The 25,239-nt window shown below is 46.2% G+C and carries 22 protein-coding genes; 3 read left to right on the top strand and 19 right to left on the bottom strand.

Annotated features, from left to right (window positions below; genetic code table 11):
• Positions 1-85: 85 nt before the first annotated feature.
• The 10 genes from ACEYCN_RS03195 to ACEYCN_RS03240 form a co-directional block, all read right to left on the bottom strand.
• Positions 86-1,423, bottom strand: coding sequence for a dipeptidase (locus tag ACEYCN_RS03195; RefSeq protein ID WP_373712853.1), 1,338 nt, complete (start codon positions 1,421-1,423; stop codon positions 86-88).
• Between the two features lie 12 nt (positions 1,424-1,435).
• Positions 1,436-2,932: a YfcC family protein gene (locus tag ACEYCN_RS03200; protein ID WP_373712854.1), complete on the bottom strand. Its 1,497-nt coding sequence runs from the start codon at positions 2,930-2,932 to the stop codon at positions 1,436-1,438.
• A gap of 145 nt (positions 2,933-3,077) precedes the next feature.
• Positions 3,078-4,025: a carbamate kinase gene (gene arcC / locus ACEYCN_RS03205; RefSeq protein ID WP_373712855.1), complete on the bottom strand. Its 948-nt coding sequence runs from the start codon at positions 4,023-4,025 to the stop codon at positions 3,078-3,080.
• 147 nt (positions 4,026-4,172) lie between these two features.
• Positions 4,173-5,186: an ornithine carbamoyltransferase gene (gene argF, locus ACEYCN_RS03210; protein WP_373712856.1), complete on the bottom strand. Its 1,014-nt coding sequence runs from the start codon at positions 5,184-5,186 to the stop codon at positions 4,173-4,175.
• Between the two features lie 21 nt (positions 5,187-5,207).
• Entirely contained in the window at positions 5,208-6,440 is a 1,233-nt protein-coding gene (arcA, locus tag ACEYCN_RS03215; protein ID WP_373712857.1) for an arginine deiminase, read from the bottom strand.
• A 238-nt stretch (positions 6,441-6,678) separates the two neighbouring features.
• A complete protein-coding gene (locus tag ACEYCN_RS03220) occupies positions 6,679-7,374 on the bottom strand; it encodes a Crp/Fnr family transcriptional regulator (RefSeq protein WP_373712858.1) in 696 nt (231 codons plus the stop codon).
• A 219-nt stretch (positions 7,375-7,593) separates the two neighbouring features.
• Positions 7,594-8,643, bottom strand: coding sequence for a serine hydrolase (locus tag ACEYCN_RS03225; protein ID WP_373712878.1), 1,050 nt, complete (start codon positions 8,641-8,643; stop codon positions 7,594-7,596).
• 184 nt (positions 8,644-8,827) lie between these two features.
• A complete protein-coding gene (gene sodA / locus ACEYCN_RS03230) occupies positions 8,828-9,433 on the bottom strand; it encodes a superoxide dismutase SodA (protein ID WP_373712859.1) in 606 nt (201 codons plus the stop codon).
• 70 nt (positions 9,434-9,503) lie between these two features.
• On the bottom strand, positions 9,504-10,538 hold the full coding sequence (gene holA, locus ACEYCN_RS03235; RefSeq protein WP_373712860.1) for a DNA polymerase III subunit delta: 1,035 nt from the start codon (positions 10,536-10,538) through the stop codon (positions 9,504-9,506).
• 62 nt (positions 10,539-10,600) lie between these two features.
• Complete coding sequence (locus ACEYCN_RS03240) at positions 10,601-11,962, bottom strand: DUF1958 domain-containing protein (protein WP_373712861.1); 1,362 nt, start codon at positions 11,960-11,962, stop codon at positions 10,601-10,603.
• A gap of 142 nt (positions 11,963-12,104) precedes the next feature.
• Between ACEYCN_RS03240 and ACEYCN_RS03245 the strand changes: the two genes are divergently transcribed.
• Together ACEYCN_RS03245 and ACEYCN_RS03250 are read left to right on the top strand one after the other, a co-directional pair.
• Positions 12,105-12,971 (top strand): Rgg/GadR/MutR family transcriptional regulator, encoded by an 867-nt coding sequence (locus tag ACEYCN_RS03245; protein WP_373712862.1) that lies wholly within the window; start codon positions 12,105-12,107, stop codon positions 12,969-12,971.
• A 76-nt stretch (positions 12,972-13,047) separates the two neighbouring features.
• A complete protein-coding gene (locus tag ACEYCN_RS03250) occupies positions 13,048-14,241 on the top strand; it encodes an MFS transporter (RefSeq protein ID WP_373712863.1) in 1,194 nt (397 codons plus the stop codon).
• Between the two features lie 292 nt (positions 14,242-14,533).
• Here ACEYCN_RS03250 and ACEYCN_RS03255 read toward each other — a convergent pair whose 3' ends face one another.
• The 8 genes from ACEYCN_RS03255 to ACEYCN_RS03290 all read right to left on the bottom strand — a co-directional run bounded on the left by ACEYCN_RS03255 (position 14,534) and on the right by ACEYCN_RS03290 (position 22,591).
• Complete coding sequence (locus tag ACEYCN_RS03255) at positions 14,534-15,172, bottom strand: nucleoside triphosphate pyrophosphatase (RefSeq protein WP_373712864.1); 639 nt, start codon at positions 15,170-15,172, stop codon at positions 14,534-14,536.
• Between the two features lie 65 nt (positions 15,173-15,237).
• Positions 15,238-17,478 carry a DNA internalization-related competence protein ComEC/Rec2 gene (locus tag ACEYCN_RS03260; RefSeq protein ID WP_373712865.1) on the bottom strand — a complete coding sequence of 747 codons (2,241 nt, stop codon included), beginning with the start codon at positions 17,476-17,478 and terminating at the stop codon, positions 15,238-15,240.
• On the bottom strand, positions 17,462-18,109 hold the full coding sequence (locus tag ACEYCN_RS03265; RefSeq protein ID WP_373712866.1) for a helix-hairpin-helix domain-containing protein: 648 nt from the start codon (positions 18,107-18,109) through the stop codon (positions 17,462-17,464). The genes ACEYCN_RS03260 and ACEYCN_RS03265 overlap by 17 nt, the downstream gene beginning before the upstream one ends.
• Before the next feature lie 56 nt (positions 18,110-18,165).
• Positions 18,166-19,182, bottom strand: coding sequence for a Gfo/Idh/MocA family oxidoreductase (locus ACEYCN_RS03270; RefSeq protein WP_373712867.1), 1,017 nt, complete (start codon positions 19,180-19,182; stop codon positions 18,166-18,168).
• Between the two features lie 73 nt (positions 19,183-19,255).
• Positions 19,256-20,689, bottom strand: coding sequence for a 6-phospho-beta-glucosidase (locus tag ACEYCN_RS03275; RefSeq protein WP_373712868.1), 1,434 nt, complete (start codon positions 20,687-20,689; stop codon positions 19,256-19,258).
• Positions 20,690-20,717: 28 nt separating this feature from the next.
• Positions 20,718-21,056 (bottom strand): hypothetical protein, encoded by a 339-nt coding sequence (locus ACEYCN_RS03280; RefSeq protein ID WP_373712869.1) that lies wholly within the window; start codon positions 21,054-21,056, stop codon positions 20,718-20,720.
• The gene (locus tag ACEYCN_RS03285; RefSeq protein WP_373712870.1) at positions 21,053-21,403 is read right to left on the bottom strand and encodes a hypothetical protein; all 351 of its coding nucleotides are present in this window, start codon (positions 21,401-21,403) and stop codon (positions 21,053-21,055) included. Before ACEYCN_RS03285 ends, ACEYCN_RS03280 begins: the two co-directional genes overlap by 4 nt.
• A gap of 18 nt (positions 21,404-21,421) precedes the next feature.
• Positions 21,422-22,591, bottom strand: coding sequence for an MFS transporter (locus tag ACEYCN_RS03290; RefSeq protein ID WP_373712879.1), 1,170 nt, complete (start codon positions 22,589-22,591; stop codon positions 21,422-21,424).
• A 169-nt stretch (positions 22,592-22,760) separates the two neighbouring features.
• On the opposite strand from ACEYCN_RS03290, the gene ACEYCN_RS03295 reads away from it, so the two are divergent.
• Complete coding sequence (locus ACEYCN_RS03295) at positions 22,761-23,639, top strand: MurR/RpiR family transcriptional regulator (RefSeq protein WP_373712871.1); 879 nt, start codon at positions 22,761-22,763, stop codon at positions 23,637-23,639.
• A gap of 258 nt (positions 23,640-23,897) precedes the next feature.
• Here ACEYCN_RS03295 and ACEYCN_RS03300 read toward each other — a convergent pair whose 3' ends face one another.
• A complete protein-coding gene (locus ACEYCN_RS03300; RefSeq protein ID WP_373712872.1) occupies positions 23,898-25,070 on the bottom strand; it encodes an IS110 family transposase in 1,173 nt (390 codons plus the stop codon).
• Positions 25,071-25,239 lie beyond the last annotated feature (169 nt).

A 25,239-nucleotide genomic window follows, 5' to 3' on the forward strand; every position in this document is an offset into this window, starting at 1 on the left:
ACATCCTCCTTATTTAATATGATTGCGAAAAAATGGCCTGTACCAGCCTGAGATTCCTTCAGTCCGATAACAGGCTCTGATTGGTTTATTCTTTTACAGCTAAACGATAAAGGGCTTCTGCATAAATGTCCATGGCCTTGTAGAGATCCTCCAGTTTGATTCGTTCATTTTCCTGGTGCTCTGTCTGCAAGCTGCCTGGGAAGCAGGCGCCGAAGGCCACACAGTTTGGCATGGTTCTGGCAAAGGTGGCACCGCCTGAGGATTTGGCAGGAGTCGCATCTCCTGTCTTGTCCTGGTAGACACTCATCAAGGTCGACACCAATTCACTGTCCAGAGGGACATAGAGGGAAGCCAGGTAGTCAAATTCTTCATAGTGAAGGTGATAGGCCGCAGCTTTTTGGGACAGGGTCTCCACCAAGTCTTCCTTGTCTGCCAAAACAGGAATCCGAATATCCAGACGGATTTCAGAAAAGTCCTGGTTGAGGGTCAGGCCAGCGATGTTGAAGCTCAGGTCCCCCGAAGGCTCATCTGTGATAAGACCAAAGAGGCTGGAGCCGGTCGCATCCTCTCCCACTGCATCCGCAATAAAGCGAAGGGTCGGATGGTCAGACCATTTCCTGAGAGCCTTGGCCAAACGAACAATGGCATTGACACCCTTGACGGCATCTTTGGCATGACGGGATAGTCCAAGCACGGTCAGGCTGCCATCTGCCAATTCATAGTCAAAGCCAAGCCGATCCAACTCAGTCTGCAAATCAGCCAAGAGAGAACCTTGGTAGCTGGCCTTGGCTGGGACGACATTGTAGGCCTGTCCAGCTTCCAGCTGCAAATCAGCATCACCGATACCGATCAATTTGGCCTGTAAGAGGCCTTTTTCAGCATAGGTCAAAGGGAAGGAAGAGTCAGGTGCAAAGCCCATATCCGCCACTTCTTCCAGCTGATTGTAGCGGTTCATGCAGCGCCAGAGGGTCTCCTCATCCGTTCCAAAAATAAAGCGAACGCGCTTTTTGAGGCTCAAGCCAGCATCCAGCAAGGCCTTGAGGGCAAAGAGGGCCATCATAGAAGGACCCTTATCATCCTGAACCCCGCGGCCAATCAAGTGCTGATCCTTGATGATGGCTTCAAAGGGCGGACTTTCCCACTTGTCCAAATCCCCAGCAGGGACAACATCCAAGTGACAGAGAACCGCCAACAGCTCATCCCCCTGGCCAATTTCAGCATAGCCATAGTAGCCCTCAGGGTCCAAATAGGTCGAAAACCCCATTTTTTCCGTCAAAGCAAGAGTATGATCCAAGACATCTTGGATGGCCTGACCGAAGGGGGTTCCATTTTCCCCCTCCTGACAAACCGATGGAAAGGCCACCAGCTCTTGGATGGCTTGGATACAGTCGAGCTGGTGTTCTTGTGTAACAAATTCTTTCATAAGCATCTCCTTCTAGCCGAAGAAGGTCGCAACTACCAAGAGAAGAATACTAACAGCAATGACCATCACGATAAATTTGGCAATGAATTTCCACCAGGTTGGCAGGTCAATACGACCGATAGCCAGAGCGCCCATCACGATTGCAGAGGTAGGAGAAATCATATTGAGAACCCCTGATGCAGATTGGAAGGCGGTAATAACCAAGTGGGCAGGCACATTGGAGAACTCGCCCAGAGGAGCCATGATACCCATGGTTGCCCCAGCCAAACCAGAAGTTGATGGAATCAGGAAGGACATTGGCAGATAGAAAATGTAGGCCAGGACGATGAAGACTTGAGAGGATAGACCAGACAAGCCAACTTCACCCCAGTGTAGGATGGTAGCAGTGATGCTGCCGTCGTTCATAATCACTTGGATACCGCGAGCAACCGCACAAATAACGGCAACACTGAGGAATTCGCCTGCCCCAGTCAGGAAGGCCTTGAGGAAGTCAGACTCAGACATGCCGTAAACGATAGCCGCCAAAATGGCCATCACGATAAAGAGCATAGTGATTTCTTGGAAGTACCAGGTCCCAAACGGTGCCATGGTAAGACCAATGACTTGTCCAAGAACAGGGATGCCAATGATGGCATTGTTGATGTCATCAAAGAGGGTAATACCAAAATCTCCCCAAGGAATCAGGCTCAGCACCATGATGATAAAGGTCAGGGCAAAGACATAGAGGACCTTGCGTTGGCGAATGGTCAAGTCTGCTGTATTTTCTTGCAATTTAAAGATTTCACGGTGTTCTGCCATCTTATCTGCAATGATGGACTTGCTTGGGTCTTTTTCAATCTTGCTGGCATAACCGTAAACAAACCAGATAGCCAAGGCAACCAAGAGCACCAGCTGGATAATCCGCCAAACGATACCGTCTGCGATACTGATACCAGCCGCATCAGAGGCAACACCTGTTGCAAATGGGTTGATGGTAGAGGCCAGACAGCCGATTTGGGAACCAATTAAGATGATCGCTACTGCCACAACACTGTCAAAGCCAACCGCTATCATGACTGGAATCAGAAGCGGATAGAAGGCCATGGTTTCTTCCCCCATACCATAGGTTGAACCACCCAGGGCAAAGAGAGGCAACAGTACCCAAATCAAGGCCTTTTCACGACCCTTGTTCTTGCGAACGACCGAAGCAATTCCAGTGTCCAGAGCTCCTGTATGGTTGATAACCCCCAAGAAGGCCCCAACCATCAAAATGAAGAAGGAAACTTCGATTGCCCCGCCGGTCAGATCTGTTCCCAGCATCCCCCGCACGGGAGCCATGAGGATATCATATATCCCCTGAGGGTTGGATGCGACAACTTCATAGGTACCTGAAATAACTGCTCCATCATCTGTTTTCTGATAGGCACCAGCAGGTACAAACCAGGTCATTACCGCCATCAGGGCAATAATGATCATCAATATTGTGTAGGATGAAGGCATCTGAAAGCCTTTTTTTGTTTTTTGGTCCATGATAAAACCTCCTAAATCTATTTTTGTTCTCCGTTTCCTACCACAGAAAACAAATGTTTCTCCGTAAATCATGTCTGGGTCCTGGGCAGGACCCGTTTGAACCTAATGGCTCTCCATCCTTTTCAGGAACATTAGGAGGGCATATCTAGCCCTTTTCAATAATGGTTCCGCTATTGGACTCAATCAGGGCAGCCAGATTTTCAAGGGATGTGATGACTGCTTTTGAGCCAGGTTTATGATTGACAAAGGCCATGGCTGCCTGCACTTTTGGCAACATCGAACCCGGTGCGAACTGGTTTTGCTGGATATATTCTTCCAATTCAGCCACTGTGACCTTTTCCAATTTTTTCTGATCTGGTTTATTGTAGTTGATGTAGACATAGTCCACACCTGTCAAGACGATAAAGAGGTCTGCATCCACCAATTCTGCCAAAGTTTGAGAAGCAAAGTCCTTATCAATCACAGCCTCAACACCAGTCAGGGTACCATCTTCTTCTCGAACAACCGGAATCCCACCACCACCAGCAGCCACTACAACGGCGCCAGATTGGAGGAGGGTTCGGATGGTGCCGATTTCCTTGATACCGACAGGTTTTGGAGAGGCCACCACCTTACGCCAACCTCGGCCAGCATCTTCTTTGAAGGTAGCCCCTGTTTTTTCACTTTCTAACTTGGCTTCCTCTTCTGTATAGAAGGGACCGATTGGCTTGGTCAGGTTTTCAAAGGCTGGATCATCCTTATCCACGATAACCTGAGTCACCAAGGAAGCCACTTCCTTGTCAATGCCTTCTTTTGCCAGTTCATTTTCAAGGGCATTTTGCAGCCAAAAGCCGATGGACCCTTCTGTCATGGCTACCAAGCTGTCCAAGGGGAAAGCTGGATTCTTTTCAGAGTCAGCAGCCAGGTTTTGGAGGAGAAGATTCCCAACCTGGGGACCATTTCCATGGGTGATAATCAGGTCATCCCCATTTTTAATGAGTTTTACCAGATGCTTGGCTGTATCCACCAAGGCTGCTTTTTGTGCTTTTGCAGAGGGATCTGATGAGAGGATGGCATTGCCTCCCAAAGCCACTACAATTTTACGATTGGCCATAATTCCTACCTTCTTTTTCTATCTTATTGGTTTTTATTCTTTCTATTTCAAAAAAAGGAGGACTGGCCAAGTTTTCTGGCTCAGCCCTCACAAACTTATAAAAGGAGCGACTATTGGTCTCAAAGAAAATCCCTGATTTTCAGCGAGTTATACTTTTGGAATGAAGAGATTGCCCAAGGTCGCAGCCATGACCGCCTTGATGGTGTGCATGCGGTTCTCAGCCTGATCAAAGTGACGGGCATATTTGCTACGGAAGACTTCGTCTGTCACTTCCATTTCTTTGACCCCATACTTATCGGCAACATCTTTACCATATACGGTGTTGGTGTCATGGAAGGCTGGCAAGCAATGCAGGAAGATCAAATTGTCATTTCCAGCTTTCTTCACCAGATCCATATTGACTTGGAATGGAGTCAGCATTTTCACGCGTTCTTCAAATTTGGCTTCTTCTCCCATGGATACCCAAACATCTGTATAGAGGACATCAGCCCCTTTGACTGCTTCGTCTGCATTGTCAGTAATGAGGACATGGGCTCCAGATTCTTTGGCGTAACCTTCAGCTAGGGCCACAATCTCTTCAGCTGGGAAGAGTTCTTTTGGAGAGAAGATATGGACATTGACGCCTAGGATGGCTCCTGTCACGAGGAGGGAATTGGCTACGTTGTTGCGGCCATCGCCACAGTAAACCAGGGTCAAGCCTTCTAATTTGCCAAAGTTTTCCTTGACAGTCAAGTAATCAGCCAACATTTGAGTCGGATGCCATTCGTCAGTCAAGCCGTTCCATACAGGCACTCCTGAATGCTGGGCCAATTCTTCGACCATCCGTTGGCTAAAGCCACGGAATTCAATGCCATCAAACATGCGACCCAGAACCTTGGCAGTATCTTCAGTGGATTCTTTCTTGCCAAGCTGGATATCATTGGCTCCCAGATATTCTGGGTGAGCCCCCAGATCAATAGCCGCAACTGTGAAGGCTGCCCGCGTTCTGGTAGATGTTTTTTCAAAGAGAAGGGCGATATTCTTGCCTTCTAGGTAGCGGTGAGGAACTCCGCGTTTTTTCAAATCTTTCAAATGAGCTGAGAAATCAATCAAATATTCTAATTCAGCGCGTGTAAAATCTTTTTCTGCAAGGAAGCTCCGTCCTTGAAATACCTGTGTCATGTGTTTACCCCTTTCTCTTCCTTAGATGTCTTCACGTTCAAATGGCATGGACATACAACGTGGTCCGCCACGGCCCCGAACCAACTCACTGCCATCAATCTTGATGAGGCGAAGGCCCTTGGCTTCGAGGATGGCATTGGTGATGGTGTTGCGTTTGTAGACGACTACCACCCCTGGTGAGATGGTCAAGGTATTGGAACCATCATTCCATTGCTCCCGACCAGATGCCACGATATTGTCACCACCACAGCGAATCAACTCCACCTTTTCCAGACCAAGATTGGAAGCCAGTAATTCAGCCAAATCGCCAAACTCTTCTTCGATATGCAACTCTTGGTTTTCATAGGTAACAGAGAAGACCCGCAAGCCACTTTCGATTTCTGGATGAATGGTGAACTTGTCATAATCCACCATGGTAAAGACTGTATCTAGGTGCATGAATTTACGGCTGTTGGCAAATTCAAAGGCCAAAACCTTCTTGAAACCGATATTTTTTTCAAAGATATTGACCAGAAGTTTTTCAATGGAAGCCGCATCTGTCCGCTGTGAAATCCCCACTGCCAAGACATCCTTGGACAGAACCAACTCATCTCCCCCTTCGATGCGGGTGCTTTCATCCCGATCATAAACCAGCGGAACTTTTCCAGCATAGTCAGGGTGGTATTTGAAGATATACTTACCATAGATGGTTTCACGATTCCGTGTTTCTGCGTACATGCGGTTGAGGGAAACAGCATTTCCGATGGTTGCGAATGGATCCCGTGTGAAATAGAGGTTTGGCATCGGATCGATGGCAAATGGATAGCTGGATTCTACCAGGTCGGTCAAGCCCTTTTCCTGGGCTGAAATTTCAGGAATCTCACACTTTTGAACACCGGCCATGGTTTTTTCAATCATTTCCTGGTTGTCCTCAATGGCCATCAAGAGTTTGCGGATGGCTTTCTTGGTCGCCCGACCACGGATGTTAGCCTCAGCCAAGTATTCATCAATAAAGGCTTCCCGAATTTCTGGGCTGGTCAGGGATTCAGCTGCCAATTTTTCTAAATAGAGCACTTCTACCCCTTCATCTCTCAGGGCTTGAGCAAAGGCATCATGTTCTCTCTGAGCTTCTTCCAAAAATGGAATGTCGTCAAAAAGAAGACGTTCGAGATAGTCAGGCATCAAGTTCTCAATTTCTTTGCCTGGACGGTGTAGCATAACTTTTTTCAGTTTGCCAATTTCTGAAAAGACATGAATTGGATGTTGAGACATCACAATACCTCCTTGTTTTTTTCTTTGGAGTAAGTTTCCTTACCTCTTATCTTGCACTTAGTATATCATCTTCTGTAAGCCTTTTCATGAAAAATTCTGCATCTGATTTGCCAAAAATTTCACATTTCTCAAGCAAAATATTGATTTTTATCAGATTTGAAGCGTTTTCTATGGATATTTTGTATCTTTTAGCCATTTTGTGAATATTTATTTTTTTATCAAATAGTTAAAAAAAGAGACCTCAATGGGTCTCCGACAAACTTTCCAGAAAGAAATCTATGTCTAAATAGCTTAATTTTTTATGAGAATAGGTAATCCGCTTGTCCGCTTTTAATTTTTTAAGGACATGGCTGGCCGTTTCCCTGGTCGTCGCTGCCAAGCGGGAAATTTCCTGAATATGGATACCAAAGGGGATGGCAGTCAGTTGATCCTGTTGGCATAGGTCCCAGTAAAGCAAGGCCAGGACCTGGACCACCCGCTCGCTGGCTGAGGAGATCATGGCATTGCGGAGCCTCAGCTCCTGGAACTTCAAAATCCGGGCCAGTTTTTGATTGAGAAAGAGCATCTGGTGGATATTCTTTTTGGAGAGGGATTCGTAGAGATCCATGGGAACCATGATGTAGGAAAGATCTGTCACCGCTATGGCCGAATAGTGGTAGAGCGGATCGATAAACATGCCCCCAAAGGGGAAGGCAGTCCCTTCTCGGATATAATCGAGGTAAGAATAGGTATCCGTCTGATCAAACTGCTCAATCCGGGCATAGCCCTTCTGCAGGACAAAGAGATATTCTCTAGGGTCTCCAGCAAAGAAAAAGAGCTGATCCTTGGGGATTTTCCGAAAGCGGGCCGCTTGCGCCAGTTGGTCAAATTGCTCAATGGTAAACTGGCAGAAGGCTGGCTGATTTCTTAAAAAGTAATACTGTTCCTTGCTAATCATCACTCCTCCTCAACTTAGTTCTTTTTATATTATTATATCATATTATTGCAGAAAGGAAAACGGTTACCAATTTTCTCATCCATGATTATTTCTTATGAGTAAAGAAAAATGAGGAAGCCATCCTACTTCCTCATTCCTTTTCTCAATTCTCTTTTGAAAACTAGATCAGAAACAAAAGTTTTCAATCCCAGCTCAAAATTTAAAATAGGATAATCTTTGTCAGGCCAGGCCATTTTCATTGACCCGATGCCACTGGTTGATAACATAGGTCAGGCCTGTCAGTTGCATGTAGCCATAGCCATTGACCTCATCGCTCATCTCGGTTGAGCCACCTAGATAACGGGTATAAAGGGCAATCAAATAAGGACTCTCTTCGAAGACCATGGCATCAACATTGAGGGCTTCCCCAACATAGCCAGGCTTTTGGACCACGCGCAGATGGGTTAAATAGGTCTCATAGTATTGTCCGGGAAAGGACATATCCATAAAGTAGATGATATCCGCATACTTTTCCTGGTTGCGATAGAGATGTTCCAAGACCTGGATATAATAGTCGGTCGTGGTCTTATTATCCTCCCGCCGAATGGTTGGAATTTCGCCTTTGGAGATACCATATTTGTTCATCATGGCAAAGGCTGCGTCCAAGCCTCCCAGGCGCTCCGCCAAAGCATAGGCTGGTGTATTTTCCGAGTAAACCAAGGAGTATTCCTGCATGTCGGGAATGCTCATCGCACCGCCAAACTGATTGACATAAGCATCATGTTCAAACTTGTACTCATAGCCTGTATTGGTAATATCAAAGCGCTCTGTCAGAGTGTACTTCCCTTCAGCCACTGCATCCACCACTAACATATTGAGAGGCAATTTGTAAGTCGAACCTGCTGTCATAGGTTGGGTTTCATTCATGGAAAAAGTATGACCCGTAGCTGGATTTTTATAGGAAAAAGCAACCTGTGAAGGGTCTATGCCAGCATCTGCCAGATAAGCTTGAACTACCTGGACCAAACTCATATGGGCATAATCATAGGTCAAGCCCATAGCTTCCATTGAAGCCTTGTCTGCCTCCATCACAGCCTGTTTGGCCTCTTCTGACTTGACCAATTCCTTGGGAGCTGGAGGTGGTGCCTCCGTCGTTTCTGGACTGGTCTTGGTCACTTTCTTGGCAATAGTTGACGAAGAGCTGACAGGTCTGGTCTCTATATTCTGGCCACCATAGAGAGACCTTGCTGCAAAATAGACTAAAAAAGGAACTGCCAGCAGGGCAACCATCCCCAGATTATATAGGTAATGTTTGTTTTGATTTTTCTTCTTGTTCAATCTCCTCATACAACTATTGTACATTTTTTACAAAAAAACTCAAGGAAATAACCAAAATTTTACTTATCGTTCGGCATTTAGAATAAAGACCGTCTTTGCAGACAAAAAAGCCTGACGAATCAGACTTTTCGAAGACTTATTTTGCTGCTGCGTAGAGTTCGTTGACCTTGTTCCAGTTGATAATTTCAAAGAAAGCTTTGATGTAGTTTGGACGAACATTGCGGTAGTTGAGATAGTAAGCATGCTCCCAGACATCCAGGGCCAAGACAGGTTTCAGACCTTGCATGATTGGGCTGTCCTGATTAGCAGTAGAGATAACTTCCAACTTGCCTTCCTTATTGACAACCAACCAAGCCCAGCCTGAACCAAAACGAGTGGTTGCTGCTGCGGTGAAGGCATCTTTGAAGGCATCAAATGAACCAAAGGTCGCATCGATGTCTGCTGCCAATTCTGGAGAGATTTCTGATTTTTCAGCAGAAAGCAACTCCCAGAAAAGGGCGTGGTTGAGGTGGCCACCACCATTGTTAATCAAGGCCTGACGAATATCTGCTGGAATCTTTTCCACATCCGTCAAAAGGCTTTCCAAATCTTCACCGATTTCAGGGTGTTTTTCAAGTGCTGCATTGGCATTGGCCACATAGGTTGCATGGTGCTTGTCATGGTGTAGTGTCATGGTTTCCGCATCAATATGTGGTTCAAGTGCATCGTAAGCGTACGGAAGTTCTGGTAAAATAATTGCCATGTAAGTTCCCTCTTTTCCTTTATTTTCCTTTATTCTATCTGAAAATAAAACCGATTTCAAGTTTTTTGCCTTATCTGAGACTATTCATCCTGAGAAGAGTGATGTCAAAAAGATAATCCTTGTCCATGCGACCGGTCTTGATTTGGTAATCGCATTCAATCAGCAATGACACTACTTTTTTGAGGTAGGAAAGGGTCAGACCTCTTGAATCCCTCAGGGCAAACTTGACCTGATAGGGATTGACCTTGCGGCCCAAATAATCGGACAAATCGGCCACAATCTGACTCTCAGACCGCCCCTCTGCTTTGAGGATATTCACCTGCAAAAACATGCGAAACTGGGTCAGCAAGATTGCAATCAGCTTGATCTCATCCTCACCCTGAAGCCGCAAATCATGGACCAGCTGCTGGGCAGCATCGGTCTTCCCAGACAGGACCAGCTTGGACAGGTCAAAGACATTGTCTTGCAGGGTCTTGGGAATCGCCACGTCAATATCCTGGGCCTCAATCTGACCACTTGCCTTGTAGGCCTTTAGAAAGGTCAGATTTTTGGTCATTTCTGAAAAATCAAAACTCGATTTAACCAAGAGTTGCTCATAGACCTCTTCTGCCATCTTTAGGCCTGTCTCTGCCAAGACCTTTTTAAAATAGTGGCGAATGTCTGCTTCTTTGAGTTGGTTGGCTTCTAGATTCAAACCATCCCGTTTGAGCAGTTTAACCAGGCGGCGCTTACTGTCCAGTTTACCCGGCACCAGGACGATGAGACGGGTAGTCTCATTGGGCTGAGTCAGGTAGTCCTCAAACTGCTTGAGTTCATCATCTGTCAAGTAGCGCTTTTTATCGGTCGATAGGTCTGAAAAATAGTCCAGAATGACGATTTTTTCATCCGCGAAAAAGGGCAGGGAGACCAAGTCCAAATCTACCTGGGCATAGTCTGCCTCAGACATGTCAAAATAGGCAAATCCCAGGTCAGCAGTATCAAAACCAATCTGCTGCAAGAGGGCTTCCTTGGCTGTCTGGTACTGGCCTGTATCCTCTCCAGATAAAATGGTCAGTGGTCCCAGATTCTTTCTTTCTAATTGTTGAATTTCTTCGATAGCTAGCATAGGCCTATTATACCATTTTTACATCAGAAAAACTGCCAGAAATTTTCTAGCAGTTGAGATGCTTATTTGCGTCTGCGATGGCGACGGCTGTATGTTCCATTTCCAATTTCAGAATGCTTGGCCTTACGGCGTTTGCCCCGTCCTAGAAAGATTCCAACAAGAACCAAAACAAGAAGGACTGGCACAAGGAGATAAACCAGCAGGGGGACACTTGAGAAGAAGGATGTTTTTTTCTTGTCAGTTCCGCCTGGAAGAAGGAGGCCACTGGAATGCTCTGTCGGTTTCTTAGCTGTTTTGACAGCAACACCACTCATCGGGTCAATACTGCCTGCCACTTGCAAGTGGTCGTTGACAACTGTCAGCTGAGGAGCCACTCCGTCCTTGACCATGGCGTAAAGGTCTTGATCCGTCGTCCACTTTTGACCATCAATTTCTTGCTCACCAGCAGGAGCAACAACTTGTCGCTGATAGGTTGAAAAGGCATGTTCCAGGAGGGTATTAACAAAGAAATGACGATAGTATTCCCCATTTTGGTCTGCCCAATTTCCTACCCCAAGGACGACTGTTATCAAGCGAGTTTCTCCACGTTTGGCGGTGATAATCGCATTGAAACCCGCTTGCGGACTGGAACCGGTCTTGAGACCATCTACTCCTTCAATCCCATACTTACCTCCAGGAAGAGAGTAATTATAAGCGTCAAAGGTTTCCTCCAGAGGGGTTCCAGCTTTAACCGTTACCTGAGTGCTGTTGGTAAATTCCAATACTTCTGGATGTTTCTTAATCAGATGATAGGCTAAGATGGCCATATCCTTGGCGGTCACTTCATTGCTGGCAGCTGGATCTGAACCAGCTGGAGCGTAATACCCTTCAAAAGCCCCTGATACTGCACCTGTTCCATTATAAAAGTGAGTATTGGTCATACCCAGTGACTGAGCCGTATCGTTCATGAGCTGCAAGAAGGAAGCATCATCTCCTTCATGAATCAGGTGAGCCAACATGAGGGTAGTAACATTGGACGATGGGACTAGGGTCATAGTCAGCAGTTCACGTACCGTATAGGTTTCACCGGCAACAATCTTGTTATTGCTGAGGGCGTAGATACCAGCAATGGCCTGATCCGTCTCCGTTGCTACGACTTCTGTGTCCAGTGTGATTTTGCCCTGACTAATGGCTTCAAAAGTCAGGTAGACCACCATGGTCTTGGTCGTACTTGCTGGATCCCATTTTAGGTCTACATTTTCCCCCCAGAGAATCTGACCTGAATCAGCATCCACCACGATGGAGGCTTTGGGAACCATGTCAGCCGTAGCTGGATAGCCTGCTTTTTGAGCCATGGTCAACAAATCCTCCTCTGCTGCCACTGGCAAGGCACCTACAAAAACAGCTAGCAGGACACTACATATACCTAATAAAAACTTTTTCATTTTACCATCCTTTTTACATGATCCCTATCATTATAACATAAGAACGGCTTTTGAAAAAAGGGAATTTCACAATTTTTCAACTTGCCTTTTCCCGTATATGGGAAAAAATTCTAAGTGCCTATCCCTATGCTATAATCTTCTTATGAATCATAAAGAACTTGGTCAAACCTTTAAAGAATTGCGAAATAATCGCCATATTCCTCTCAAGCAAGTCGCCGATCACCGCGTCTCCTTATCCCAGTTATCCCGCTTTGAACGGGGCGAATCTGAACTATCTGTTTCAAAATTTTTAGCAGCCTTGGAAAATATCCATGTTGAAGTCAAGGAATTTATGGATGCCCTCTCTGGTTTTCAGCACTCGGAGCAGATTCGTTTTATGAGCCAACTGATTGACTTGGAATACCGCCGAGATGTTGAGGGCTTTCGTCAGATGCAAACTGCAGAAATGGAGAAATTCAGAGAGCATCCTGACCGCCAACGACACCAACTCAACAGCATTTTGTTGCAAGGTTTTATTTGCAAATGTGATGACTCCATTCCCTTTCCAAAAGAAGATTTGGACCTGGTAACCGACTACCTCTTTGCTACGGAAAATTGGAACATCTATGAGCTGATTCTGATTGGCAATCTCTATCTCTTCATCGATATTCCCCTCCTTCATCTGATGGGACAAGAAATACTGAAGCGCAGGCACTTCTACAAAGAAATCGCCACCCATCGTCATTTAGTCCTCATGACCATGCTCAATATCTGGGAAACCTGCCTGCACCGTGATGCCCTTGCTATCGCCAACTTTTACCAGCAAGAAGTCCAAAAACTAATCAAAAACGAGACGAAACTCTATGAAAAGACTATTTTTCTCTTTCTCAGGGGCCTGCAAACCTACAAATCTGGTCAGGTTTTAGATGGCATTGAAGATATGAAGAATGCCATCCAAATCTTCGAATGGCTCGATTCTCCCCATATTGCCCAAAATTTCCGGACTGATTTTGAAAAATTTGTAAAATAAAGGCATATCTGCAAAAATTTTCCGACCTCCAAGATACTAGTGTAGACTGAGAAGCACAAAGTTTTTGGAGGCTTTTATGAAGAAAAACGAGCTCAAATTACTAGCTAGCCGAGCGGTCAATAAAATCGGTAATGTCGTCTATGACTATGGAAATAGCAGCTGGATTGTCAGTCTGGGCCCCATGGCTCAACGTTACCTAGGCTACTATCAACTGGCCGAAAACCTGATTTCCCTTTTTCTCAATCCCATTGGCGGAGCTGTTGCTGACCGTTTCAAGCGAAGAAAGATTTTGCTGGTAACTGATTTTGTGGGTGGCCTCATGTGCCTGCTCCTAGCCTTGATTGGGACGGACCAAATCATGCTTTATGGTCTCATCAGTGTCAATGCCATCCTGGCTATTTCCCATGCCTTTTCAGGGACCTCTTTTCGCTCCTATGTGGTAACCTTGGTCGAAAAAGACCGTCTGGTTGATTTCAATGCCAAGCTGGAAGTCATCTCCCAAATCATCAGCATTTCCTCTCCCCTTCTTGCCTTTCTATTTGTGGACCGTTTTGGTCTCAAACCGACCCTGCTCCTGGATAGCCTGACCTTCTTTCTCTCCTTTGCCCTTCTTTTTTCCATCCGTCAGGATGAAAAACATGTAGAGCAGACCAGAGAAGCGGCCAGTGTCGGGGCTATTTTGAGGGATATTCGGGAAGGCCTCTTGTTCATCTTTCATGAGAAAGAAGTCTTTTTCTTACTGGTTGTAGCTGCTCTTGTCAACTTCTTTATTGCAGCCTACAATTACCTGATTCCCTTCAGCAATCACTTGTTTTCCGATAGCAGTAGCTATGCCACCCTCCTGTCTATGGGGGCTGCGGGCTCGATTTTAGGGGCTTTGCTTGCCAAGAAGCTCTTCCAAAATTCTCATACCAGCCTCCTCTTCTCGCTGGCTTTGAGTGGAATGGGCCTGGCCCTCATAACACCGCTGGCCCTATTTGGCTTACCAGCGGTCATCATCTCATCAGGCAATCTGATTTTTGAATGTTTCCTGACCATTTTTAATATCCATTTCTTTTCTATGGTGCAAAAAAAGGTTCCCAATGAACTTTTGGGTCGGGTTTTCAGTTCCATTTTCACTGTGGCAGTCATCTTTATGCCCTTGGCCACAAGTCTGATGACGGCCCTGCCTTTCTCCGTCCATATTCTAACATTTGCCGTCCTTGGTTTAGCCATACTCCTAATGTCCGGTCTGGCCTTCCTCTATAGCCGTTTGAACTTGAACGAATAAAGAGTTTGGGACAAAGTAGTTCCAAACTCTATTTTTTCGTTTTAGATACTTATAGCGCAGTGGTTGAGTGGGCTCTAATGCGCTGATAAATCAGCTTTTACAGCCCTATACGATTGATGCGAACAAGTTCGCTTTATCTCCAACCTCAAACTATCTCCCAGACAGTTTGAGCTGTGCGGAGGTGGGAGTAAAACGGTCTGGGGATAGACCGTTTTAGCTCAACAACTGGAAATAGAGACTTGTTGACGAAATCGAATTTCTCCGAAATTACCGATTTCTGTCACACTCTCTTTTATTGTTCTGTCTTAAAAATTCTCTCCGAGACCTCGGCTATGGGGAGGCCGATGATGGTGTGGATGTCGCCTGTAACAGATTTGATGAGGCGGGGATCCAGTTCTTGAAAACCATAGGCACCGGCCTTGTCCAGGGGCTGCTTGATGGTCAGATAGTCCTCCACCACCTGCTCCAGTTCTGGATAGAAGGGGGCAAACTCGATTCTGGCAACTGTGTAGAAAACTTCCAGATAGCCCTGCATCCGTAAGCAAACAGCCGTCACCACATCATGGCTCTTGCCAAAATAGGAATAGAGCATCTGCTTTGCTTCCTGCAGATCAGTCGGTTTGTTATAAATTTTCCCATCCGAAATGACCATAGTATCCGCCGAAATATAGAGGGTATCAGCTTCCAGCTCCATGTCTGACTTAGCCTTGGTGATTTCACAGCAGACCTTGGCAGCCCGCGTCAAAAAATCATCCTCCTTAAAAACTTCCATAAAGTGCTCTTCCAAGGCCCGCTCATCCACTTCTACCGATGACAGACTAGGGTTTAAAAAGGCCAGAAGCTCCCTCCTTCGAGGTGAAGTCGATAGAAGGACAAACTGCTCAATCCTTCCTTTTTGACCAATTTTTTCATAGTTAAAAACGGTTTCCATGGTGAGGCTCCTTTATGTCTTTTCATCTAGCATAGCAAAAATAGTCATAAATGAAAATAGGGAACTCACCTCACCGTCTCCAGCTTCCACGAATCCCAGCCAATGAAGCGGATGGCCCCATCTTGGTCGGTGCGAAGACTGGCAATCTGGCGTTCGGTCAAGCGGTCTAAGGTTTCCTGGTGGGGATGCTTGTAGCGGTTGTTTTTACCTGCGGACAGGAGGGCCAATTCTGGCTGGATATGGTCCAGAAAGGCTTCAGATGAGGAACCCTTGGAGCCGTGGTGACCGGCCTTGAGAATATCGACAGGCAGGTCAGGATAGGTAGCCTTCAGCGTCTCTTCCCCTGCTTCTTCCAAATCTCCAGTAAACAGAAAATTCTTGTTCAGGAGTTGGCCATAGAGGACGATGGAATCATTGTTTCCCCCATCGCCAGGACCAAAGGGATAGAGGACATGGAGCTGACTGCCCATGATGGGTAACTGCTCACCGGCCCGAATGGCCCTGACTGGAACTTGCAAGGCCTTAAGCCGCTGGACGAATTCCTCATCCGTCAGACTGCCTGGACTGACCAGTATCTCACCAATTCTCACCTGCTGGGCTACCACTTCCAAATCCCCCACATGGTCGGTGTCGGTGTGGGTCAAGACCAGCTGATCAATCTGGCTAATTCCGCGGCTGTGTAGATAGGGAATCAGGGTGCGACTGGCATTGGGCTCGGTCTGGCGAGCTTTCCAGGCTTCATCTGCTCCAAAATCCACCCGACCGCCCACATCAATCAGGACGGTTTTACCCTTGGCATCCCGAAGCAGAACACTATCCCCCTGGCCCACATCTACCACGGTGACTTCATTGGTCAGCGGTTGCTTGGTGACAAATAGTAAAAGAACAAACAGACAGGATAGGCCAAAGAGCAGTTTCTTTCGATGGAAAAAATCATGGATTAGGGCCAAAATGAGGATGAGACTGAGTAAAACTAGTGCTTCTGGTTTGCCAAATACCAGAGGAAAGGGTGCCAGTTCTGCCAACCGGACGATGATATCTTCCAGCCAGACAAAGAGAAAGTTGATCTGACTGACCACCACAAAGGGCGACATCAGAAAGAGCAAGGACAATAGAGGCAAGAAAAGCAGGTCAAAAATAATGGAAAAGGCAAAGGTCAAGAGAATAGACAAGGGTTGGAAAGAATAAAAATAAAAGATGAGTAGGGGTAAAATTCCCAAGGAAATGGCCAAACTCTCTAGCAGCAGTTTTTTCACAGAAGATAAGGCCTCAAAGTCAAAGACACTGAGAAGAAAGGCATAGGCAAAGCTGAGGACACCTCCTGCGGATAGGAGAAACTGGGGCATGATGAAGTAGCAAATCCCCAGTGTCAGGGCCATATTATCCAGGCCCCGTAGACCCATATTGCCCAAGATTTTCTGAACCAGAGAGCGGATAACTGAGATAGACAACCCTGTCATGCCGGCATAAAGGATAGAAAAAGGGATTTGCAGTCTGTCAACCGTTTCCCGCTTTAGGCCCAGGCGGAGTAAGAGATAGCGCAGTTTGTCAATAAAAAAACCAACCTGCATACCAGACAGGGCAAAGAGATGGATAATCCCCAAACTGGAATAGATACCCTCCATCTCCTCAAAATCCTTGTCCAAGTCGCCAAACAAAAGCCCCGTCATATAGTGTCGCATGGGACTGGGGAAACTTCTGGCAATGTGGAGGAGGGCCTTTCTCCTCCCTAGAAAAATCCAGTCCATAGGGTTCCAGCTAGTTCTGACTTTGATTTCCTGAATCTCCGTCACCTTGACCAGGGCATAGATTTCCTTGGTTCGCAAATAAGCCCGATAGTCAAAGCCATTGAAATTGCGAGCTTCTTCTGGAAGACTGATTTCAGCCTCAACGGTCAAGACCACCAAGTCTTGCAAGTTCTGAAAGTAGGTCTGCTCCTCCTGACTCTTCAGCTTATAAAAGACCTGATAATTTCTGCCATTTGAGCGCCCCTGAAAGGAGAGTTGGTCCCCGTTGATGCGAATCGAATCGGGTCTCAGGCTCAACTGGCTGATGCTGCTGGGAATCCGCTCCTCCTCCCATTTCATTTTCAAGGCATGGCCAGAAAAGAGGGCTAGAAAGACCATGAGGATAGGCAGGACTTTTAGTGCACTTTTTTTACCATACTGCTGAAAAAGGCGGATGAGGAGAAGGATGAAAAGGGCTCCTGTTAGGATGGAGGGCCGGTAGACCAGAAAGTAGGCTGAAAGGATGAGGAGGGCCAGCTGAATAGCTGGGAGGGGGCTTTTTCTAATCCACTGTGACATAGGGACGGATGTTTTCCAGGGTCTTGTCGCCAATGCCTGAGACATTGTTGAGGTCGTCGACGGATGTGAAGCCACCCTGGCTGTCTCGGTAAGCCAATATATCATTGGCCCGCTTCTCTCCGATACCGGAAATGGTGGTTAAATCCGCAACCGTTGCGGTATTGAGGTTGATTTTTTCGGTGTTTTCGCTGCCTGTATTTCCAGCAGTCGGACTGCTGGTGGCAGGCTGGACAACACTGACATTTTCTCCCTGGCTGGCCACGTAGACCACTGCTTCATCACTTAATTTCTGGGCCAGATTGACAGACTTTTTATCGGCCTGGTCTGAAAAACCACCCGCTGCCTCAATGGCATCATTGACCCTGGCTGTGGAAGGCAATTCGTAAACTCCTTCTGACTGAACAGCCCCCTTGACATCGACCAGAATGGTCTCACTTTCTGGGCTTTCAGAACTGGTCTCCTCTGTGCTTTCTTGGCTGGCAGATGTCGTTGAAACAGTCGGAAAATCCGTCGTTTTGGCCTCTGGTTTCTGCTGCAAGACCAGAAAAGCCCCAATGGCCATGACCAAGATAGCGCCAAGGGCTATTACCAACTTATATTTCTTTAGTAATGCAAGATAATCTTCAAACATAAAAACCTCCTACTTGATAATTCGAAAAAGGCTCCCGAAAAGGAGCCTCATTTTACTTATTTTTCCTTCATCTGACGGATGCCTTCTTCTAGGATTTCCATTTGGAGGATGGTCTCTTGGTCCTGGATGAGTTTTTCAGCCCCATGGATGATACTATCGTGAAGAGCTTGATAAACTCGGCTGTAATCGCCCACTTCCGATACCACTTTTTCTTCGTGGTAGACTCCATTTTCGTCTACATAGGTCAGAACCCCATAATGCTCTGGCAAATCCAGGCCAAAATCAGGATGGTTTGGCAGGTAGAATTTCTTCAAATCCTCTTCCTGTCTGTCCTTAGTAGCCTTAATGAACATGCCTTTTTTACCATAAACTACAAAACTAGGCCGTTCCTTGATGCGGAAGTAGCTAGACTTGACCGAAACCTTGGTGCTGCCATAGTAGAGGTCTAGGTCAAAATAATCGTTCATGCGATTGGGGCCCAATAATTGGCGGACATCATAGTGGATATGGTCTGGTCGGCCAAAAAAGGAGAGGACCTGGTCAATGGTATGACAGGCATGGCCATAAATGTAGCTGGTGTCCAGAGAAAAATCTTCCACACTCTCTGGCACTTCTGGGCGGAAATAATCATAGTGCATCTCCACTTCCAAAAGTTCCCCCAAGACTCCGCTCTGGATAACTTTCTGGGTGGTCAAGAAGTCAGAATCAAAACGTCGATTTTGATAGGCTTGGATAACGAGTCCCTTTTCCTTGGCCAAGGCAAACAATTCACGCGCCTCCTCAGCTGTCTCGGTGAAGGGTTTCTCCACCAAGACATGTTTGCCAGCCGTAAGACAGTCCTTGGCCAGCTGATAATGGGCCTTGGCTGGAACAGAGAGGACAATGAGCTGGATTTCTGGGTCAGACAGGAGATCTTCGATTTTATCAGTATAGGTGATACCCTCAACAGGTTGCCAAGGGCTGGCAGAACGAGAATAGATGGTTTTGACCCGAATATCCTTAATCTTTTGCACAAAGGGCAGGTGATAGCGGTTGGTACTCTTGCCATTTCCGATATAGGCGATAGTTAACATATTTTTCCTCCTCATCTTTCATTTTCAATGGCAAAGAAAGCCGCCAGCTGGACTGACAGGCTTTCTCCTGAGTTTAGAGAATTTCTCCATTACTTGCGGTCACTTGTTTGTACCAGTCATAGGAGTCCTTCTTGCTGCGCTCCAAAGTACCTGAACCATCGTTGTTGCGGTCTACGTAGATGAAGCCGTAGCGTTTTTTCATTTCCCCTGTGGTAAAGGAGACACAGTCAATACAGCCCCAAGGCGTGTAGCCCATCAGCTCAACACCATCTTCATTGATGGCCTTTTCCATTTCTTGGATATGGCTGCGTAGGTAGTCAATGCGGTAAGGGTCATGGACAGACCCATCTTCTTCCTTGACGTCGATGGCCCCAAAACCATTTTCCACGATAAAGAGGGGCAGTTCGTAGCGTTCGTAAAAGGCATTGAGGGCATAACGAAGCCCCACTGGGTCAATGGCCCATCCCCAGTCCGATTCCTTGATATAAGGATTTTTTACAGAATAAGGGCTGGATGCTTCGATCACTTCTGACACATCGCGGAAGGCCTGCGAATCCACCACATTGGACATGTAATAGGAGAAGCCGATATAGTCAACCCTTCCCTCAGCTAAGATATCCTTGTCTTCCTCTGTAATTGGAATCTTGAAGCCTTTGCGTTCAAACATCTTGAGGGCATAGGCTGGGTAGTGACCTCGAACCTGCACATCACAGAAGAACCAGCGATCGTGCATGGCTTGATTGGCCAAAAGGACATCTTCCGGACGGCAAGAGTAAGGGTAGATGGGCACCATGGCAATCATGTTTCCGATGAGGAAGTCTGGATTGATTTCCTTGCCGATTTTGACCGCCAGGGCTGAAGCCACCAAGGTATGATGTCCGCAGATATACATAGCCTCCTCTGGATTGTCATAATCACCAAAGTGGGCTCCTGAGTTGGTCCAGCCAAAGATGTCATTGTGGTAGTTCATCTGGTTGTTGATTTCATTGAAGGTCATCCAGTACTTGACCTTGTCTTTGTAGCGTTTAAAGACGACTTCCGCAAACTTGATGAAGGCATCAACCGTGTCCCGACTCATAAAGCCGCCATTTTTCTTGGCCAATTCGAAAGGCATTTCAAAGTGGGAAAGGGTGATGACGGGCTCGATACCGTATTTGAGGAGCTCATCGAAGATATCATCATAAAATTGCAGGCCTTCTTCATTTGGTTCTGCTTCGTCGCCCTTTGGAAAAATTCGAGACCAGGCGATGGAGGTCCGGAAACACTTGAAGCCCAGATCTGCGAACATGGCAATGTCTTCCTTGTAGCGATGGTAAAAATCAATCCCTACATGGTTGGGGTAATAATTTCCTTCGACCACTCCATCCGTGATGACCCGAGGAACCCCGTGTGCACCTGCCGTCATCACATCAGCTACGGACAAGCCCTTAGAAGTTTCTAGGACTCCACCCTCAAATTGGTGAGCTGCCAGGGCACCACCCCACAAAAAGTTCTTTGGAAATGACATATGCTTTCTCCTTTATGTTTTTATTTTTTTACAAGAATGAAAGAATCAGGCCGGCCAGGCTTCCTCCAAGAAGGGCGGCCAGCAAGTTGCGACGATGGGATGAAAAATCAATGCCTCTGGTCAATCCATAGACAAAGACTCCAATGGCGGTGGCAAATCCCATATCAATAAAAACAGGGCCCTGCTGAACAACTAGGTGCTCCAGCATGCCGTGATTGATGTACCAGATAGGCCCTATGATGATGGCGGCAGCCAGCCAACCTCCAAGAGGGCCCAAACGATCCACCAGTCTGCCCCAAAGGATAAGGATGGCAAAGGGGAGAAGAAAGCCGCCTAGAATGGTGGTGAGATCTTGATAGAGGGTCACTTTCTCCCTCCTCTCTCTATTATAGCATAGAGCCAGCCCGCAAGACTTGCTCCAAGGGCAAGACAGAGAAGGGTTGGCATGGCCATCAGGGTCTGTGACAAACCATGCTCCAGAAAGCCTCTGACCAAGACGCTCATCCCGATAGCAGCCCCCATATCGATAGCCACCTGATCTTTACTCTGTGGAATCCATCCCCGATAATGGCAGATATACCAGACTGGTCCAATGATGAAGAAACCAGCGACAAGGCCTGCAAACGATCCAAAGGGTGTAGCCACAAGGGGCCAGAAAAGCCCCACCATGAGCCCAGCGAAGGCATAGGCTAGAATTCCTCTGATGTGAATCACCTTTTCTTCTCCTTTCTACTAACGAAACAGGGCTTCTTCATTACCATTTGGCAATCGAAGGAATTGCAAGAAAATAAAACTAAGGACCATCGTCATCAGGAGGAAGAAAAACAATGCGTTATATGATGAATGGTCTAATATAAATCCTGAAATGTTTTGAAAGGTAATCGAGCCCAAGCTACGAATGGTTTGAACAAGGCTGAGGGCTGTTATCAAGACCGCTTTGTCCACCAAGGAATTGACAATCTTCATGTTGAGCATGATAAAAACCATTCCAGTTGTATGCTTAAACAGCAAAGTTACCAAAACCTTATAAGTCAAATCAAGAGGCAACCAATAAACCAAATATTGAAGACCAATCAGGATAATAACAGCTGTAAAAATGGTTTTGCTGGTCAAGCGGTCCATAAAGCGATTAGAAAAAAGGGTAACAGGTGATTCACAGATTACTGAAATGGAGATAACCGTCGTTACCAAACCCACTGCCATCCTTTCTTGATTGAGCATGGCTGGGATATAGGTGTGTCCTGTGTTATTGGCTCCTGAAAAGAGGAAAACCAGTAGCAAGTATCCCAAAAATTTTCTATTGCCCAAAAAAGTTCTCAGACCAACCTTCCTTCCATCTTCTCCTTTTGTGCTTGGCCCCTGCTCCTGACTTTTTTCCGTTCCCAAAGTTCCCAGAATAGTTAGTATCATAGTCAGAATAAAGGCCATAAAGATAGCTTGGGGAGAAATGGCATCATAGATGAAACCAGAAATCTGTGTTCCCAAGGCAAAGCCAATCGTTCCCCAAATCCGAATTTTCCCATAGGAGAAGGGACTGGAGACAGCCAACTTTTCCATAATAGGTACGGTGCCGTTGACAATGAGAAGAACCAAGGAATAGGCTAGGGTTATCCACCAGATATTTCTAGTGCTCATCATCAAGAGGGAGCCCAGAATGGTGACACCAAAGAGGATGGTAGTGACGAAACGACTATCAAAGCGGTCATTCAGATAGCCGATGAGGGGTTGGGTGACCATGGAAGCCAAGAAGGAGACCGAGACAACCATGGAAACTTGAGAGGCCCTGAAGCCCAGATCCAGTAAGTAGACCGAAATTAAGGTGGAAAAGAGAGCCCAGGATAGGAAATAAAAATTATACATCAAGAAATAGGCAAAATAGGAATTTTGATATCTCTGAAAGATGGTTAGTTTTGTCAGTCGATGCTTCATTTTCACCTCCTTGCTTTTTCTTAGCCTAATTGTAACATTTTGATATAATAAAGCTAGAGGTTATCCTGAATACGGTCACCTGTTCACAAAGTCTTTCCTTAAAAAGTGGCTTTTTGTAAACACTGTTTCAGAGAGGTTTGTTATGTTTTTAATTGAAAAAATGGAGCTATACCCCTTTTCGCCCAATGAGAGGGTCATTGCTGATTACATCCTGAAGGAAAAATACGCCATCCGAAGGAAATCCACAGTTGAGATTGCGGAGGCCGTTTACACCTCCAAGTCAGCCCTGGTGCGTTTTGCCAAAAAGCTGGATTTTCAAGGCTGGGTGGATTTCAAGGAGGCTTTCTTAGATGAATTGGCCTACCTGGATTCCCAAAAGACCGGCATCGACGCCAATCTTCCCTTTCAAGCAGAAGATGATATGGCTACCATCGCCTCCAACCTATCTTCCCTGAAAAAAGAAGCCATTGATGACACCCTTTCCCTCAATAAAGGAGAAGCCTTGGAGGCTGCTGTCAACCTGCTTGTTCAGTCCGAAACCATCCATATCTTCGCCGCCAGCAACAATCTCCTCAATGCCCAAGAATTTGCCCTGCAAATGTCCCGGATTCAAAAGGATGTGCGGATTCACCAGCTTCAGGGGGAGGTCATGTTCAATGCCTATTTGGCCAAGAAAAAGAGCTGCGCCATTTTTATTTCCTATTCAGGGGAGACTGCCCTGCTGATTCAGATGATGCAATTGCTCAAGCGCCAAGGTATTCCCACCATCCTCCTGACCAGCATTGGAGACAATAGTTCCACAGCTCTGGCCAGACATGTCTTACGGTTGGCGACTCGCGAAAAGCTCTATTCCAAGATTGGCACCTTCTCAACCGACACTTCCATCACCTTCCTGCTGGAGTGCCTCTATGCTGGCGTCTTTGCCAAGGACTACGATGCAAATCTAAGCCTCCGTAAAAACGCCTCCAGATTTATCGAGTTTGAACGAACCTCCAGCTCTGAAATCTTAAAAGAAGAGTAAAAAGAGTTTGGGACAAAAGAAGTTCCAAACTCTATTTTTTCGTTTTAGATATTAATGGCGCAGTGGTTGAGTGGGCTCTAATACGCTGATAATTCAGCTTTTATAGCCCTATACGATTGATGCGAACGGTGTTCGCTCCATTTCCAACCTCCAAAGGTTCCCCAAACCTTTGGAGCTGTGCGGAGGTGGGACAACGAAAACTAAAAAGAATGCAAAAATTCCCTCCCTATGATATAATCAAAGCGAAAAATTTTTATGTTAGGCTGCTAGCTCGTCCCTAGTAGTCTTTTTCTGTGCTAAAAATGCTGGATAAGTCATCTGCTCTTTCAAGAGGATATAGGCTATCTTTAATAGTTGATGGGCGAGGGCAATGGTTGCTTTTTGCGGACCACGCCGACTTTGAATCTGATAATATCGTTCTGCTAAGGGGCTGCCTTTTTGTCTTTTGACAGCGAAGGCTGCTTGACACAAGCATTTCTTCAAATAGGAATTCCCGTGTCGAATCTTGGTACTTCGTTTCTTACCAGCGCTCTCATGATTACCTGGACAAAGTCCTACCCAAGAAGCTAAATGTCCAGCAGTGGGAAACTGACTCATATCAACTCCAACCTCAGAAATGATAACAGAAGCTGTAATCCAATCAATACCTGGAATAGAATCCAGAATTTCTACTTGGTCTTCATATTGCGTTAAATAACAATTGATTCGCTCTTCTAATAACTCAATCTGCTTCTGATAGAAATCATAAAACTCCAAAGACTGAGTTAACATAAAACGGTGATGGTCAGAGAAATAGCCGTCCAAGGCTTCCAGAAGTTGTGGCACCTTCTTCTTCAAGCTAGTGTAAACGGATTGATGGACAATGCGAGCTGTGATAGGCGTCCCATCAATCAACAGCTGAAGAAGGTTGCGACCAGATAACCCCATTATATCTTCGATATAGGTCGTTAGCTTAATACCACCTGACTGAAGAATTTTATGAATACGGTTGGTTTCTCGATTACGACTTTCCACATAATGTTTCCGCTGTCTGGTCAACTCCCGCAATTCTTGAATGGTTTCATCAGGAACGAAACTCCGAGGAAGCAGACCAATCCGTGTTAATTTGGCAATCCAATGTGCATCTTTCTTATCTGTTTTCTGACCAGGGATGGCTTTCATGTGAGCTGGATTGGCTAGAATCAACTCAAAATCGTTGCACAAGGCATGCCAGACAGGTCGCCAATAGACACCTGTACTTTCCATGCCAACGGCTTCCACATGAAATTGACTGAGAAAATCATGGCAAGCACGCAGGCCTTTAGTTGTTGTCTCAAAGGTAGCCATCTCACGCTTTGGACGAGTTGAGGTGAGTGGGCCGTGTAGGATACAAACGACGATGTTGGCTTGATGGACATCAATACCTGCACAGGATTCATAAAGAATATCCATAACGAGGTTCCTCCTTCTAATAAAGAAATAGAGAGCTTATCTACTGATTACTGTGTCGTATTCTTATACTCATGCCTGCCGCATATTTTGGGGTGCTCGTCAGTAGAGTGGATTAGTTTGTCCCTCGGCATTTCAGGCCAATAAATGACCAACCACAAAGCCCTCACTA

Source organism: Streptococcus sp. (assembly GCF_041802885.1).
Lineage (GTDB): Bacteria > Bacillota > Bacilli > Lactobacillales > Streptococcaceae > Streptococcus.

Excerpts from the sequence above, each read along its gene's own strand:
- ACEYCN_RS03195 (WP_373712853.1), bottom strand. The coding sequence starts at position 1,423 with ATGAAAGAATTTGTTACACAAGAACACCAGCTCGACTGTATCCAAGCC.
- ACEYCN_RS03240 (WP_373712861.1), bottom strand. The coding sequence starts at position 11,962 with ATGAAAAAGTTTTTATTAGGTATATGTAGTGTCCTGCTAGCTGTTTTT.
- argF (WP_373712856.1), bottom strand. The coding sequence starts at position 5,186 with ATGACACAGGTATTTCAAGGACGGAGCTTCCTTGCAGAAAAAGATTTT.
- ACEYCN_RS03295 (WP_373712871.1), top strand. The coding sequence starts at position 22,761 with ATGTTTTTAATTGAAAAAATGGAGCTATACCCCTTTTCGCCCAATGAG.
- holA (WP_373712860.1), bottom strand. The coding sequence starts at position 10,538 with ATGCTAGCTATCGAAGAAATTCAACAATTAGAAAGAAAGAATCTGGGA.
- sodA (WP_373712859.1), bottom strand. The coding sequence starts at position 9,433 with ATGGCAATTATTTTACCAGAACTTCCGTACGCTTACGATGCACTTGAA.
- ACEYCN_RS03275 (WP_373712868.1), bottom strand. The coding sequence starts at position 20,689 with ATGTCATTTCCAAAGAACTTTTTGTGGGGTGGTGCCCTGGCAGCTCAC.
- ACEYCN_RS03225 (WP_373712878.1), bottom strand. The coding sequence starts at position 8,643 with ATGGTTGCCCTGCTGGCAGTTCCTTTTTTAGTCTATTTTGCAGCAAGG.
- ACEYCN_RS03300 (WP_373712872.1), bottom strand. The coding sequence starts at position 25,070 with ATGGATATTCTTTATGAATCCTGTGCAGGTATTGATGTCCATCAAGCC.
- ACEYCN_RS03250 (WP_373712863.1), top strand. The coding sequence starts at position 13,048 with ATGAAGAAAAACGAGCTCAAATTACTAGCTAGCCGAGCGGTCAATAAA.
- ACEYCN_RS03255 (WP_373712864.1), bottom strand. The coding sequence starts at position 15,172 with ATGGAAACCGTTTTTAACTATGAAAAAATTGGTCAAAAAGGAAGGATT.
- ACEYCN_RS03270 (WP_373712867.1), bottom strand. The coding sequence starts at position 19,182 with ATGTTAACTATCGCCTATATCGGAAATGGCAAGAGTACCAACCGCTAT.
- ACEYCN_RS03245 (WP_373712862.1), top strand. The coding sequence starts at position 12,105 with ATGAATCATAAAGAACTTGGTCAAACCTTTAAAGAATTGCGAAATAAT.
- arcC (WP_373712855.1), bottom strand. The coding sequence starts at position 4,025 with ATGGCCAATCGTAAAATTGTAGTGGCTTTGGGAGGCAATGCCATCCTC.
- ACEYCN_RS03220 (WP_373712858.1), bottom strand. The coding sequence starts at position 7,374 with ATGATTAGCAAGGAACAGTATTACTTTTTAAGAAATCAGCCAGCCTTC.
- ACEYCN_RS03200 (WP_373712854.1), bottom strand. The coding sequence starts at position 2,932 with ATGGACCAAAAAACAAAAAAAGGCTTTCAGATGCCTTCATCCTACACA.
- ACEYCN_RS03260 (WP_373712865.1), bottom strand. The coding sequence starts at position 17,478 with ATGTCACAGTGGATTAGAAAAAGCCCCCTCCCAGCTATTCAGCTGGCC.
- ACEYCN_RS03265 (WP_373712866.1), bottom strand. The coding sequence starts at position 18,109 with ATGTTTGAAGATTATCTTGCATTACTAAAGAAATATAAGTTGGTAATA.